At 67.3% G+C, this 13,121-nt stretch carries 13 protein-coding genes; 3 read left to right on the plus strand and 10 right to left on the minus strand.

Annotation, left to right across the window (positions count from 1 at the left end):
- Window positions 1-20: 20 nt before the first annotated feature.
- Window positions 21-725 carry a L,D-transpeptidase gene (locus tag AUL30_RS13240; RefSeq protein ID WP_062228368.1) on the plus strand — a complete coding sequence of 235 codons (705 nt, stop codon included), beginning with the start codon at window positions 21-23 and terminating at the stop codon, window positions 723-725.
- A 19-nt stretch (window positions 726-744) separates the two neighbouring features.
- On the opposite strand, the gene AUL30_RS13245 is transcribed toward AUL30_RS13240, so the two are convergent.
- From AUL30_RS13245 to AUL30_RS13255, 3 genes are read right to left on the minus strand one after another with little or no spacing between them, the layout of a single operon-like run.
- Entirely contained in the window at window positions 745-1,038 is a 294-nt protein-coding gene (locus tag AUL30_RS13245; protein WP_062228369.1) for an AzlD domain-containing protein, read from the minus strand.
- Window positions 1,038-1,769, minus strand: a complete 732-nt coding sequence (locus AUL30_RS13250; RefSeq protein WP_062228370.1) for an AzlC family ABC transporter permease — start codon at window positions 1,767-1,769, stop codon at window positions 1,038-1,040. The genes AUL30_RS13245 and AUL30_RS13250 overlap by 1 nt, the downstream gene beginning before the upstream one ends.
- A gap of 37 nt (window positions 1,770-1,806) precedes the next feature.
- Window positions 1,807-2,691, minus strand: a complete 885-nt coding sequence (locus AUL30_RS13255) for an AraC family transcriptional regulator (RefSeq protein ID WP_062228371.1) — start codon at window positions 2,689-2,691, stop codon at window positions 1,807-1,809.
- Between the two features lie 169 nt (window positions 2,692-2,860).
- On the opposite strand from AUL30_RS13255, the gene AUL30_RS13260 reads away from it, so the two are divergent.
- Both AUL30_RS13260 and AUL30_RS13265 read left to right on the plus strand, forming a co-directional pair.
- On the plus strand, window positions 2,861-3,826 hold the full coding sequence (locus tag AUL30_RS13260; protein WP_062228530.1) for a dihydrodipicolinate synthase family protein: 966 nt from the start codon (window positions 2,861-2,863) through the stop codon (window positions 3,824-3,826).
- Window positions 3,827-4,062: 236 nt separating this feature from the next.
- Window positions 4,063-5,652, plus strand: a complete 1,590-nt coding sequence (locus tag AUL30_RS13265) for an ABC-F family ATP-binding cassette domain-containing protein (protein ID WP_062228372.1) — start codon at window positions 4,063-4,065, stop codon at window positions 5,650-5,652.
- A gap of 527 nt (window positions 5,653-6,179) precedes the next feature.
- Here AUL30_RS13265 and AUL30_RS13275 read toward each other — a convergent pair.
- The 7 genes from AUL30_RS13275 to AUL30_RS13305 form a co-directional block, all read right to left on the minus strand.
- On the minus strand, window positions 6,180-6,818 hold the full coding sequence (locus AUL30_RS13275) for a LysE family translocator (RefSeq protein ID WP_062228374.1): 639 nt from the start codon (window positions 6,816-6,818) through the stop codon (window positions 6,180-6,182).
- 89 nt (window positions 6,819-6,907) lie between these two features.
- Complete coding sequence (locus AUL30_RS13280; RefSeq protein WP_062228375.1) at window positions 6,908-7,255, minus strand: winged helix-turn-helix domain-containing protein; 348 nt, start codon at window positions 7,253-7,255, stop codon at window positions 6,908-6,910.
- A 59-nt stretch (window positions 7,256-7,314) separates the two neighbouring features.
- Complete coding sequence (gene modC, locus AUL30_RS13285) at window positions 7,315-8,400, minus strand: molybdenum ABC transporter ATP-binding protein (protein ID WP_062228376.1); 1,086 nt, start codon at window positions 8,398-8,400, stop codon at window positions 7,315-7,317.
- Window positions 8,397-9,074 carry a molybdate ABC transporter permease subunit gene (gene modB, locus AUL30_RS13290; RefSeq protein ID WP_062228377.1) on the minus strand — a complete coding sequence of 226 codons (678 nt, stop codon included), beginning with the start codon at window positions 9,072-9,074 and terminating at the stop codon, window positions 8,397-8,399. The genes modC and modB overlap by 4 nt, the downstream gene beginning before the upstream one ends.
- Window positions 9,075-9,101: 27 nt before the next feature.
- A complete protein-coding gene (gene modA, locus AUL30_RS13295; RefSeq protein ID WP_083507925.1) occupies window positions 9,102-9,848 on the minus strand; it encodes a molybdate ABC transporter substrate-binding protein in 747 nt (248 codons plus the stop codon).
- Window positions 9,849-9,935: 87 nt separating this feature from the next.
- Window positions 9,936-10,547, minus strand: a complete 612-nt coding sequence (locus tag AUL30_RS13300) for a hypothetical protein (protein WP_062228379.1) — start codon at window positions 10,545-10,547, stop codon at window positions 9,936-9,938.
- Between the two features lie 110 nt (window positions 10,548-10,657).
- Window positions 10,658-12,892: a TonB-dependent receptor gene (locus AUL30_RS13305; RefSeq protein WP_062228380.1), complete on the minus strand. Its 2,235-nt coding sequence runs from the start codon at window positions 12,890-12,892 to the stop codon at window positions 10,658-10,660.
- Window positions 12,893-13,121 lie beyond the last annotated feature (229 nt).

Genomic DNA, 13,121 nt, shown 5'->3' on the forward strand with positions numbered 1-13,121 from the left:
GACAAAACGGAAATCAGATCATGCTAAACTCTGACGCGTCACGCCGCGCTGTCCTCATCGGCGCCGGCAGCCTGCTTCTGACCGGCTGCGTCTCTACGCCGCCGACACCGCCGCTCGCGCCTCCCGTCCCGCCTGCGCCCGAACCGGTCGTCCCGCCGCTCATGTACCTGGCCGTTCCCGGTGAGCCTTTTCCGGTCGAGGCGGTGGATGTTTCCCGCGTGCCCGAACGCTACTGGCGGCGCGAGGTGTCGCTGGCGAGTGACGAGCGCCCGGGAACGATCATCGTCGATACGCAAGGCAAGTATCTCTACCATGTGGGGACCGGCGGCATGGCCACCCGATACGGGATCGGCGTTGGGCGCGACGGCTTCGCCTGGGATGGTCGGGCCGTCGTGGCCTACAAACGCCAATGGCCGCGCTGGACGCCGCCCGATGCGATGGTCGCCCGCCAGCCGGAGCTTGAGCCCTACAGCATCGCCAATGGCGGCATGGCGCCAGGGCCCAGCAATCCGCTCGGCGCGCGAGCGCTCTACATCCATCAGGATGGCCGCGACACGCTGTATCGCCTGCACGGGACCTTCCAGCCCTGGTCGATCGGCAAGGCCGTTTCCTCTGGCTGCATCCGCCTGTTGAACCAGGATGTCATCCACCTCCACGACGCAGTGCGCGACGGAAGTCCCATCGTCGTCCATCAGGATGGGTTCGCGGGTGCACCCGCGGTGTGATGCCGACTGGCGCCGGCCCTTACAGGCCGGCGCCGCGCAGGAACGCCACGCAGGCGACGCCGAGCGCCACCGTGGCGATGAGCGGCAGGCGGGTGGCGGCCAGGACGGTCAGCACGACGCCGGCCGTCTCGGCCGGTCCCGTTGCCAGCGCGACCGGAGTGACGATCGCCGTCAGCACCGCCACCGGCAAGGCGGCGAAGGCCCGCGCCAGGCGCGGCCTCTGCGTCAGCGCGGCGGGTATCGCCAGCCCGGCAAAGCGTGTCGCCAGAGTGACGGCCGCCATGGCGGCGATGGCAAGAGCGGTATCGTCCATCACGGCCGGGCCTCCCGGCCGCCGGTCGCATAGGCGGCCCCGACACCGGCCAAGGCTCCGGCCACGATGGACCAGGGCCCTGCGACCACGAGATGGGTGGCGAGCGCCGCCGCTGCGCTGGCCGCGATGGTGACGACAAAGCCCGAGCGTGCCCGAAATCCCATGATGAGGCCGATGAAGATGGCGATGAAGGCGAAGTCGAAGCCGAAGGCCACCGGATCGGCGATGGCGTGCCCGATGACGGCCCCGACCGCCGTCCAGATGATCCAGCTCAGATAGAACAAGACCGACAGGCCGGCATAATAGGCGATGGTCAGCCTCTGTCCGCTGGCGACGCGCGCCTCCGCATAGGCCCAGATCTCGTCCGCCATCAACGCCAGGGCGGCAAGCCGGGCGGCCTTCGGAAAATGCCGGATGTGGCGCAGGAGCGACGCGCTCATGAACATGTGCCGCATGTTGACGACGAGCGTGGCCAAGGCGATGGCGCCGATGAGCGGCGGCATGGTCCAGGAGGCGAGCGCCACGAATTGCGAGCTGCCGGCAAAGACCAGGGCCGACATGGCCCCGGCCTGGAACGCGCTCAGACCCTTGTCGGCGGCAAGGCCGCCCAGAAGAATGGCAAAGGGAATGGCTGCCACCGTGGCCGGCAGGATGGCGAGGCTCCCGTCCCTGAACTGCCTCAAGCCCGTGGAGGAGCCGGGGGCCTCTGTATCGCTTGCGCTGTCTTGCATCGTCGCATCTATCCGCTCGGTGGACCGGACGACGGCTCTAGCGCACAGCCGCTTTCCCGGGCTTGGACGAAAGTGACGCCCGGAACGCTCCGGGGGCCATGCCGACCCGCGCCCGGAAGGCGCGTGTCAGGTGGCTTTGATCGTAGAAGCCGCATTCCTGCGCGACACTTGCCGGGCTGCTGCCTTGCGCCAGAAGGCTGCGCGCGGCCCGCACGCGCCGGTCGGTCAGCCAGGCATGCGGCGTCATCCCCGTCTCGCGCCGCATGGCGCGGATCAGGCGCGTGCGTGCGATGCCGGCCGCGTTGGCCAGGTCGGACAGGCTGACCGGCTCGGCAAAGCTGGCATCGAGGTAGTCCAAGGCACGGCGGACCGGGCCGGGCTCGGCGCCGCCCGCCCTGAGGCACGGAACGTTCCGGCCGAAACGGGACAGGAGGGCCAGGAGCAGCCCGTGCATGCCCGTATCCAGAAGCAGCGCGTCGCCGCCCCGCTCGGCAAGGCCGTGCAGTTCGGCAAACCGTGCGCTGAGATCGGGCGCATCGACGACGATCCGATCGAAGGACACTGAAATGTCTTTCTCGCCCTGCGTCACCTCGGCCATGAGGGACCGGATCTGGTCCTCTCCCGGGTAGAGGATGCGATAGACGAAGCCGCCCTCCACAGGCTCCCCGTCATGCACCACGCCGGGGTTCAGGAGGCAGAGCTGACCGGGGCCGAGATAATGCCGCTGGCCGCCCGCCAGAAAGGTTTCGTAGCCCGACAGAACCGTTCCGATGACGAAAGTGTCGTGCGTATGGGGCGCATAGGCATGCCGGTGGAACCGGGCCGCCAGACCCTCCATGCCGCTGGCGCGCGGGACGCAGAAGAACCGCGCTTCCTCGCGCTGTGCCAGTTCACCCATGCCGAGATCCGGCCGTATTCCCATCCGCACGCCCACCCTCACCGGCACTGCCGCGCATATGGTCCGGGCGTCCCACGAAACGCTGCGCGACGCTATGCGAATTTCTGTCGACAAATAAAATACAAGGATTATTATGGCCTTCATGCGTATCGGCGGCATGATGCGGCCGAACCTCAATTCCCGGAGTGGATCCATGGCAAGCACGATTTTCAGCGGCTGCATCCCGGCCTTGATGACCCCCTGCCGCGCCGACCGCACGCCCGATTTCGACGCCCTCGTGCGCAAGGGCCGGCAGTTGGTCGATACTGGCATGTCCGCCGTCGTTTATTGCGGCTCCATGGGCGACTGGCCGCTTCTGACGGATGCGCAGCGGATGGAGGGCGTGCGCCGCCTTGTGGAGGCCGGCGTGCCCGTGATCGTCGGAACGGGCGCCGTCAATACGGCATCGGCCGCTGCCCATGCGGCGCATGCGCAAAGCGTCGGCGCGGCCGGCCTGATGGTCATTCCGCGCGTCCTGTCGCGCGGGCCATCACTCGATGCCCAGCGCCACCATTTCAAGGCGATCCTGTCGGCCGCGCCCGATCTGCCGGCCGTCATCTACAACAGCCCCTATTACGGCTTCGCCACGCGCGCCGATCTGTTCTTCGCGCTGCGCGCGGAGCACCCGAACCTCGTCGGTTTCAAGGAGTTCGGCGGCCGGGATTCCCTGACCTACGCCGCCGCCAACATCACCAGCCACGATCCCGACGTCACGCTGATGGTCGGCGTGGACACGGCGGTCTTCCACGGCTTCGTCAATTGCGGGGCCAAGGGCGCGATCACCGGCATCGGAAACGTCCTGCCGCACGAAGTCCTGCATCTGTGCGCGCTGGCGCAGGCCGCCGCCGCCGGCGACCCCGAGGCCCGGCGCTCGGCGCTGGAGCTGGAGGAGGCCCTTTATGTCCTGTCCTCCTTCGACGAAGGGCCGGACCTCGTCCTCTTCTACAAGCACCTGATGGTCCTGAAGGGGAATGCTGAATACGCCCTGCATTTCAACGAGACGGACGCCCTGTCCGACAGCCAGCGCGCCTATGCGGAACGCCAGCTCGCCGTCTTCGACCGCTGGTACGCAAGCTGGAGCGCCGGGCTGAACGGCGCGCTGCGGCAGGCCGCCGAATAGCACCAGGACAGGCGGAGGCCCCGGCCGCCGTCCCTTTCCCATGCAGGCGATGTTGGCGCGCAGGACGCGGAACGATCCTGCCATCGGCGCGGCTGAAACCGTAGCCGCGCCTTGAAAACGCCTCCGGGGCCTGACATTCTGCCCCGGACTGCCAACCACAAAAAGTATTCTGAACGACATGGATTTCGACCTCGCCGCCCACCTTTTCCCGGTCACACTGCGAAAGTCGCCTCATCATGTCGTCCAGCATCACCCTGTCGGGTCTGTCCTATTGCACCCTTGACGGCGCGCCGCTTTTCAGCGGATTGAACATCGCCTTCGGTCCAGAGCGGACCGGCCTCGTCGGTCCCAACGGGGCTGGCAAGAGCACCCTTCTAAAGCTGATCGCCGGTGAGCTCGCACCCATGACGGGGCGCGTCTCAACGACGGGCCGCATCGCCATGCTGCGCCAGGATGCCATGGCCCGTGACGGGGAGCGCCTGGTCGATCTGTTCGGCGCGGGCGCGGCGTTGGCTCTTCTGGCGCGGGCTGAAGCGGGACAGGCCGACGCAGCCGCCCTTGCCTGCGCCGACTGGACGCTCCCGGCGCGGATCGCGGCCGCACTGGCCCGTGTCCGGCTCGATCGTCCGCTCGATACGCCGATTGCGGCGCTGTCGGGTGGCGAGCGCACACGCGCCTCGCTGGCCTGCCTGCTTCTCGATGCGCCGGATGTCCTCCTCCTGGACGAGCCGACCAACCATCTCGACCGGGACGGGCGCGCGGCCGTGCTTCAACTCGTCGACGCCTGGCGCGGCGGGCTGATCCTGGCCAGCCACGACCGCGAACTCCTGGAACGGGTCGATGCGATCGTGGCGCTGACGCCGCAGGGCTTGCGGCGCTATGGAGGAAATTTCGCCCACTATGTCGAACGCCGCGGCGTGGAGGACGCGGCGGCGCAGCAGGCACTCGCCGCCCGCACGCGGGACGCAGCCCTTGCCGCGAGGCGCGCGCAGGACGCCGTGGAGCGCCAGGCGCGGCGCGATGCATCCGGACGGCGCGCCCGGGCGAAGGGCGACCAGCCGAAGATCCTTTTCGATGCCGCGAAGGGCCGTGCCGAAGCCACGCACGGCGCCAATGCCCGTCTGCGCTCAAGCCGACGACAGGCGGCCATGGACGGGCTGGCGGCTGCCCGCACTGCCATCGCGCCGGCGCGGGTGCTGTCCTTCGACATGGTCCCGACGCACCTGCCGCAAGGACGGTCCGTCCTGCGGCTGGAGAGGGTCACCGCCGGCCACGATGTGCGGACCCCGGTGGTGCAGGCCCTGTCCGTGCACCTGTCCGGCCCGGAACGCATCGCGATCACGGGCTGCAACGGCAGCGGCAAATCCACGCTACTGGCCGTGATGGCCGGCCGGCTGAAGCCATTGGCCGGGGACGTCCGGATCGACGTGCCGCACGCCTTACTGGATCAGGACCTGTCGCTCATCGATCGAAGGCTCACGCTGCGCGACAACCTCCGGCGGCACGTTCCAGGCGCCGGCGACAACGCGATCCACGCAGCCCTGGCGCGGTTCGGCTTCCGTGCAGCCGATGCCCTGCGATATCCAACGACATTGAGCGGCGGCCAGATGCTGCGGGCCGCCCTCGCCTGCGTGATGGGAGCCGAGACGCCGCCCCAGCTCCTGTTACTGGACGAGCCGACCAACCATCTGGACCTAGAGACGTTGGACGCCCTGGAAACGGCGCTGGCTGCCTATGATGGCGCCTTGGTCCTCGTCAGCCACGACGCCACGTTCCTTGAACGCATAACGCCGGATCGGCGGCTGGACCTGCCGGTGCCGCGCTAGGCACGCTCGTTAGCGCATCCATCCGCTTCATTCTCAATGCTGCGGAAATACCGCCTGCAGAAGCAAAATCAGTATTTCCGCGGTGGTTTACACTCGCCGCGCGCGAAACGTCGAAGACGCAGTTCTAATCTCGCTGCTTCAGCTTGTGCTGGCGCGTCCTGTAAATCGCCCAGGCGGCCACTGCGCAGATCAGCCCACTGGAGACAGCCCAGTAACGTAATTGAAAGCTGAGAATATAGGTCAATGCGACAGCGATTGGCACTGCACTGTCCATGGGATGAACCTCGGTTGCACCTATCTCCTGCATTCAACCAATTATCGTCTCCGCACTAGAAATCATAAGTTGCAAAGACGAACCAAGGTAGGCCGATGCAAACGCCCTTCGCACGCCCCAGACGCTGGACGCCCTGGAAACGGCGCTGGCTGCCTATGATGGCGCCTTGGTCCTCGTCAGCCACGACGCCACGTTCCTTGAACGCATGGCGCCGGATCGGCGGCTGGACCTGCCGGTGCCGCGCTAGGCCGCGTCAGGCTGCCGCCCGGCGCCAGCCGGCCGCCAAGGCACCTGCTGCGATCAGGAGGGAGCCGCCGATGCGGTTGACGGCCCGCTGGATACGCGGCGTGCGAATGGTCTTGGCTGCCGCGGCCGCGAGAATGCCGTAGAGCGTGGCGTTCAGCGCGGCGAGGACCAGGAACGTCACCTCGAAGAGGATCATCTGCGGCAGGATCGGCTGCGTCATGTCGAGGAACTGCGGAAGGAAGGCAACGAAGAAGATCAGGCTTTTGGGGTTCAGCGCCGTGACCGCGAAAGCGTGCAGGAAGATGCGAATGGACCTGGCAGCCTGCACCTGCGCCGATGGCGCCTGTGTGCCGGGCGCGGCGACCGGCGCCCGCCACATGCGGATGCCGAGATAGACGAGGTAGGCCGCGCCGATCCATTTGAGCAGCGTGAAGAGGGTGGCCGATGCCGCCAGCAGCGCGCCGAGCCCCAGCATGGACGCGGTCATGGCCGTGAAATCCCCGAGCGCGACACCACAGACCGTTGCTCGAGCGGCCTTGCGCCCATGGCTCATCGCGTAGGACACGACCAGAAGCACGGTTGGCCCCGGAATGGCGAGCATGATGGCGCAAGCGGCTGCAAATGCGATCCAGTGTTCAAAGCTCATGGCCGGGCGTCCCGTTGGGTTGATCCCTCCATCCATCCACGGCGCGACGGCGCGTGCAAGGGCCTGCCGGTTGCGGCTGGCGCGATGCGTCAGCCGGGCCGGCGAGCCTCCCGCTCGGCCTCGATCGCAGTGATCGAGCCGGCGATGGCCTCCTCCGCCCGGCGCTGCGCCAGTCGGTACTCCCGCACGATTGTCTCGCCCAAAGGCGACAAGCGAGCACCCCCGCCCTGGCTGCCGCCGTGCTGCCGCTCGACGGTGGGCTTGCCGAAGATGGCGTCGGTCTCTGCCACGAGCGTCCAGGCCCGCTTGTAGGACATGCCGAGCGAGCGTCCGGCTGCGGCAATGGAGCCATGGGTCGCGATCCGCTCGAGAAGGTCGACCTTGCCCGGCCCGAGGCGCTGATCGTCGAAATAGATCTTCAGGCTGATCCTGGCCATGGCACGTGTTCCCGCGGTCGAGCGCGTCGTTGAGGTTCGCCGCCTTTCTATAGCAGGCCTTACCGGTTCGCGACGATGGAGACGCTCTTGATCTGCGCATGCACGCGATCCCCGACGGCCAGGCCGAGCGCGTCGGCGCTGCGCGCACTGATGCGTGCGCGGAACCCTGCCGCGCCCCCATGCGTGCGCAACAGGATGCTGCGCTCATGTGGCCCGCTCTCGTCCACGGCAAGGATCTCGACAGGGAGCGCATTGAGGATGCTGCTCTGCGTGGACGGGCTTCGACTCAGCGACACATCGCCGGCGGCGATCCGCACCCGCACCGCACTGCCCGCAGCGAGCCCCTGCCCGAGTGTCAGGAGCGCGGCTCCGTCGATGTCGATCGTGGCGATGCCGTCGCCCTCCACCATCCGGACCCGCCCGCTCAGGATGGCTGCGAAATCCCGCCGGACGGCCAGGACGGAACCCGGCTCGGACAGGACCGTGTCGAGCGGCCCGGCGGTGACCACCCGCCCCTCATGCAACAGGACGATATGATCGGCCAGCCGTTCGACCTCCGCCATATCGTGCGTCACCAGGAGGATCGGGATTTTCAGCCCGGCATGCAGCGCCTCGAGATAGGGGAGGATTTCGTCCCTGGCCATGCGGTCGAGCGCGGCCAGCGGCTCGTCCATCAGGAGCAGCCGGGGCTGGGCGAGCAGCGCCCGGCCGATGGCCACGCGCTGGCGCTCCCCGCCGGACAGGTGCGTGGGCATGCGCTCGATCAGGGGGCCGAGCCTTAACAGATCGACCACCTCGCCAAGACCGATCACCGATCGGTCCTTCGGGGCGCGGCGCAAGCCATAGGTGAGGTTGCGAAACACGTTCAAATGCGCAAAGAGGCTCGCCTCCTGGAAGACGTAGCCGATCGGACGCCGATGGACCGGCCGGAAGGTGCGCCCGTCCTGCCAGACATCCTCGCCCACGCGCACGCTGCCCGAAAAGACGTGCAGCCCCGCCACGGCGCGCAGGATGGATGTCTTGCCGCAGCCGGACGGGCCGAACAGCGCGGTGATGCCGCGCATCGGCGCACGAAAATCGACATCCAGCACAAAGCGCGGCCCAAGCCGGCCGGTCAGGCGAACGGCGATCTCCCCGCCCGTCATGGCAGGCGCACCGCCGCACGCCGCGCGAGCAGCGAAACGGCCAGGATGACGAGGAAGGCGAAGACGATCATGCCGGCCGACAGGATATGGGCCTCGCGCCAGCGCAATGTTTCGACGAAATCGTAGATGGCGACGGACAAGACCTTCGTTTCGCCCGGTATATTGCCGCCGATCATCAGGACGACGCCGAACTCGCCGACCGTATGGGCAAAGCCGAGCACCGCGGCCGTCAGGAAGCCGGGCATGGCCAGCGGCACGGCGACGGTCGCGAACCGGTCGAGCGGCCCGGCGCCGAGCGTGGCGGCCACGTCCAGCGGCCGCCGCCCGATGGCCTCGAAGGCGTTGCGGATGGGCTGGACGACGAAGGGCATGGAGTAGACGACCGAGCCGAAGACGAGCCCCTCGAAGGTGAAGGCGAAGGTCGACAGGCCGAAGGGTCCGCCCAGCCACCCGCCGAGCCCGTCCGGCCCCAGCGCGATCAAGAGATAGAAGCCGAGAACCGTGGGCGGCAGCACGAGCGGCAGGGCGACCAGGCTGGCGACCACCTCCTTCAGCCGTGACCGGGTGTTGGCAAGCCACCAGGCCACGGGTGTGCCGAGGACGAGAAGGAGGAGCGTCGACAGCGCCGCCAGTTGCAGGGTCAGCCGGATGGGGGGCCACAGATCTGCGCTCATCGCTCCACCCTCGACCACGGCGCAGTCCTAGCGTTCATCGAGCCCGTAGCCGTGCCGGGCGATGATACGCTGCGCCGCATCCCCTTTCAGGAAGACCAGGAAGGCGGCCGCCGCCGGGTTGTCGCGCCCTTTCGTCAACAGGACGGCGTCCTGGCGGATCGGTGTGTAGAGCTCCTGCGGCACGATCCACCGCGAGCCACCATCCAGAAGCGCGACCTGGCCGAGCGCGACGAAGCCGAGCCGGGCATTGCCCGTGGCCACGAACTGGAACGCCTGGCCGATATTCTGCCCCTGGACGATCTTGCCCTCCAGCGCATCGAGGACCCCGAGGCCCTGCATCACCTCCACGGCCGCGGCGCCATAGGGCGCAGTTTGCGGGTTGGCGATGGCGATCCGCTCGAAATCCCCTGCCGTCAGCGTCTGTGGCCCGGTCACGACACCCGGGCTGGCCGAGTATAGAACGAGTTGCCCCACCGCAAAGGTGAAGACACTGCCTTCGACTCCGAAGCCTTCGGCGACCGCGCGTTGTGGCCGTTCGTCATCGGCCGCCAGGAAGACCTCGAACGGAGCGCCTTGTGTGATCTGCGCATAGAACTGGCCGGTGGCCCCGAAGGACAGGACCGCCCGATCGCCCGTGGCCGCCGAAAAGGCGGCGGACAGTTCGTTGGCCGCCTCGGTGAAGTTGGACGCCACCGCGACGCTGACTGTTCCAGCCCGTGCGATCTGCGGCGCGACGGCGGAACACAGGCAGAGGGACAGGATGATCGCGCGCAAGGAAGAACCTCGATATAGCCGTCTGGATATATCGAATGTCTAAGCCTGCCATGCCCGTTCAGCAAGGGGAAATCCGGCCTGGGCCTGTCAGAAGTGGCGGCGCAGTCCGAAGACATTGGCGTTGCCGGCGCCGCGCATACCGCCCAGCGTTCCCCCGGCGCCGGAGCGGTGATGCAGCCGCCAGAAGACCTCGTGGCCGCTGTCGGAGCGCGGATCGGACAGGTTCAATTCCGGCCCCAGATAGAAGAGCACCGTCGCGTCTCCCCCATCCAGCCGCTGCTGCTCGGCCTCGCGTCCGATCGTGTGGCTGACGGCCGAAAGCCCCACCGTCATGGCGGGCGTGACCGACAATCCTCGCGTGATTTTAAAACTGTCATGGCGCAGCACGTATCCGCCCCAGGCCTCGACCGTCGGGCGCTGGCCGAAGCGGCCCGCAAGGCCGGCTTCCAAACCGAGCGTCCATGCCGGCAGCACACGCTCCAGGAAGCGCTGGTAGCCGATGCCGAAGATGACGTTGTCCTCGTAATCGGGCGTAAAGAGGAGCGCCGACGTGCCCATGTCGTCATCCACCATGAGGCCGCCAAAGCCGAATACGGCCTGGTCCAGCGGTCGGCCGGGCGCGGGCTCGGCTCCTTGCGCGGCAATTGGCATGGCAAGGCAGATGGCACAGGCCAGCGCGCAGATCCGGTAGAGGGTCATTCGGGGCGCATCCTTTCGACGGTCGCGACAAGGCGTTGCCGCCTTCGATCGTGAAAGCATGGCCATGGCGGGGCACGCCAGCAGACGTGACCCGCCCGTGATCGGACCCGTCAGAACTCGAAGGAGGCCGATACCAGGAAGGTGCGGCCCGAGCCGGCGGCCAGGAAGCCGCGGGCCGAGGAGGCCCAGTAGTTTTCGTCGAACAGGTTCTCGACGCTCGCCTTCAGCTCCACTGGCGTATCGTTGGGACCGTCGAAGGCATAGCGCAGGCCAAGGTCGAAGCGGGTCCAGTCCGGCACCTTCTGGGTGTTGGCCTGATCGTAGAAGGTGCTGCCCGTGTAGAGTGCCCGTCCCGTCAGCGTCAGCCCGGACAGGAGCCACGGCATGTCGTACTCCGCGTAGAGGTTCACGGTCGTCTTCGGCACGCCCGGCACGGCATTGCCGTCGAAGCGGCCGCCCAGCGTGCGGGCGAGCTCGGCTTCGATGAAGCTGACACCGCCCAGAAGGCGGAACCCGTCCGCCACCTCGCCGAAGACGGAGAGTTCCAGGCCGCGATTGACCTGCAGCCCGCTGACGGAAAAGATGTTGGTCGTCGGATCGGTGTAGGCGCTCGGCTGGCGGATCTCGAACAGGGCGCCGGTGACCGCCAGGAGCCCGAAATCATACTTGATGCCGACCTCCTTCTGCTCGCTCACGATGGGCGCGAAGATCTCGTTCGCATTGGCCACCGTGGCGGGGGCGATCGGCCCTTCCGTCAGCGCCTCGACATAATTGCCGTAGACGGAAAGCTGGTCGGTGATGCGCGCCGTTGCGGCGATGGCTGGGCTGAAGCGCGAATCCTCGTAGAGATAGGTCTGGTCGCCCAGCGTCGGGCCGGGGACGGTCGAGAAGCCACGCGAGCGGATATCCTGGTACCGGCCGCCCAGGGTCACGAGAAAGCGGTCCTGCGCAAAGGACAGCGTGTCCGCGACGGCTAAGCTCGTCAGCAGAAGATCGGCGAAGAGGGGGCGGCCGCTTGCGCGCGGGAAGCCGCTCGTATTCACGCGGCTCGACGGCAGATAGGTCGGATCATAGATGTTGGTGGCATAGCTCGGCAGTGTGATGCGCGGGAAGCCGCCGCGATGATTCTCGTTCAGGGCGCGGCTGAGCGAGACGTTCAACTGGTGGCCGACCGCCCCGGTGTCGAACTGCGAGCGCAGCCCGATCTCTCCGGTCTTGCCGTCGATCTGCTGCGGCTGAATCGCCAGCGTCGCCGTGGCGTCACCCTCCACATCGGTGATGCGATAGGACGAGGTCAGGAAATCCTCGCGGTAGCGGCTGATGCCGCCGGCCGCGTAAAGGGTCGTTGTGTCCAGAAGATCGTATTCGACGCGCGCGGCCGCCATGCCGTAGCTGGAATCGATATATTCGAAGGGATTGGACGTGTTGGTCCGCCCGCTCGGCGCCTTCGGGATCTCGATCCCCGGCGCGGCCGAATTGAAGAGCGATGTCGGCGCGTCGATCTTTTGCTTCGACAGGTTCAGGTCGAGCGAGGCGCGGAAGCGCTCGCCGCGATAGTCGAGCCCGACGGCGCCGACGCCCACCTCCACCGAATTGCCGTCGAGCGTCGTATCGCCGGCGCGATAGGATCCGTTGATGCGCACGCCCCACTCACCGGTCGGGCCGTAACGTCGGCCGAAGTCGAGATGCGGCCAGAGCTGCGAATCGCCGATATAGGTCGTGGTGACGCGGTTCAGCGGTTCGTCCGCGGCGCGCTTGGGGATGAGGTTGATCGTGCCGCCTACACGGCCGACGCCGCCATTCAGAAGCGCCGTCGGCCCTTTCAGGATCTCGACGCGCTCGACGCCCTCCAGGAAGCTGCGACGGGGATTGGCGATGTAGAAGAGCCCGTCATAGGCCGTGTCGAGGTTGGTGACCGAAAAGCCGCGGATGAAGAAGGCGTCCCGTTCGCTGAAGGCCGGAGCATCGTTGCGCACCGACGGATCATTCAGAACGACGTCCGATACGGACCGCGCCTGCTGGTCCCGGATCAGCTTGTCCGTATAGCTGGTGACGCTGAACGGTGTTGTCAGGACGGAGCGGTTGCCCAGCATGCCGAGCTGCGCACCCGTGGCGACCTGCCCGCCGGCAAAGGGCGCAGGCGGCTGCCCGATCGTCCCCGTCGCGGGGGTGCCGGTGCCTGTGCCCGCACCCTCCACGACGACGGTGTCCAGGACGACCGTCCCGCCTGTCCCATTCCCACCGGCCGGCGCGTTCTGCGCCACCTGGGCGCTGGCCGACGCGAGGGTGGCCAGGGAAGCGCTAAGAACGAGAAGGGATATCGAGGCGGACTTGCGCGAGGGCATCTGGGTCGGTCTCCGGATCAGGACGACGCTCCTGCCACGGGAGCGCCACAATTGATCCCGGGCTTACGCGGGGACGCGATCCGGAGACAAACACGAACTGTTCTAAATGTGGATAAACTTTGTCATATTTGCAATTGTGCAACAGTCTGGAATGGCGTTGCCGTCGGGCCAGCAAAGGAAAGGCCCCGCCAGGCGGGCTACGCCGGGCGGGGCCATCTCGGCCATTGGT

Source organism: Aureimonas frigidaquae, assembly GCF_001463905.1.
In the GTDB taxonomy this organism is placed as follows: Bacteria; Pseudomonadota; Alphaproteobacteria; order Rhizobiales; family Rhizobiaceae; genus Aureimonas; species Aureimonas frigidaquae.

Coding starts and splice junctions, on each gene's coding strand:
- AUL30_RS13240 (WP_062228368.1), top strand. CDS start 21: ATGCTAAACTCTGACGCGTCACGCCGCGCTGTCCTCATCGGCGCCGGC.
- AUL30_RS13245 (WP_062228369.1), bottom strand. CDS start 1,038: ATGGACGATACCGCTCTTGCCATCGCCGCCATGGCGGCCGTCACTCTG.
- AUL30_RS13250 (WP_062228370.1), bottom strand. CDS start 1,769: ATGCAAGACAGCGCAAGCGATACAGAGGCCCCCGGCTCCTCCACGGGC.
- AUL30_RS13255 (WP_062228371.1), bottom strand. CDS start 2,691: ATGGGAATACGGCCGGATCTCGGCATGGGTGAACTGGCACAGCGCGAG.
- AUL30_RS13260 (WP_062228530.1), top strand. CDS start 2,861: ATGGCAAGCACGATTTTCAGCGGCTGCATCCCGGCCTTGATGACCCCC.
- AUL30_RS13265 (WP_062228372.1), top strand. CDS start 4,063: ATGTCGTCCAGCATCACCCTGTCGGGTCTGTCCTATTGCACCCTTGAC.
- AUL30_RS13275 (WP_062228374.1), bottom strand. CDS start 6,818: ATGAGCTTTGAACACTGGATCGCATTTGCAGCCGCTTGCGCCATCATG.
- AUL30_RS13280 (WP_062228375.1), bottom strand. CDS start 7,255: ATGGCCAGGATCAGCCTGAAGATCTATTTCGACGATCAGCGCCTCGGG.
- modC (WP_062228376.1), bottom strand. CDS start 8,400: ATGACGGGCGGGGAGATCGCCGTTCGCCTGACCGGCCGGCTTGGGCCG.
- modB (WP_062228377.1), bottom strand. CDS start 9,074: ATGAGCGCAGATCTGTGGCCCCCCATCCGGCTGACCCTGCAACTGGCG.
- AUL30_RS13300 (WP_062228379.1), bottom strand. CDS start 10,547: ATGACCCTCTACCGGATCTGCGCGCTGGCCTGTGCCATCTGCCTTGCC.
- AUL30_RS13305 (WP_062228380.1), bottom strand. CDS start 12,892: ATGCCCTCGCGCAAGTCCGCCTCGATATCCCTTCTCGTTCTTAGCGCT.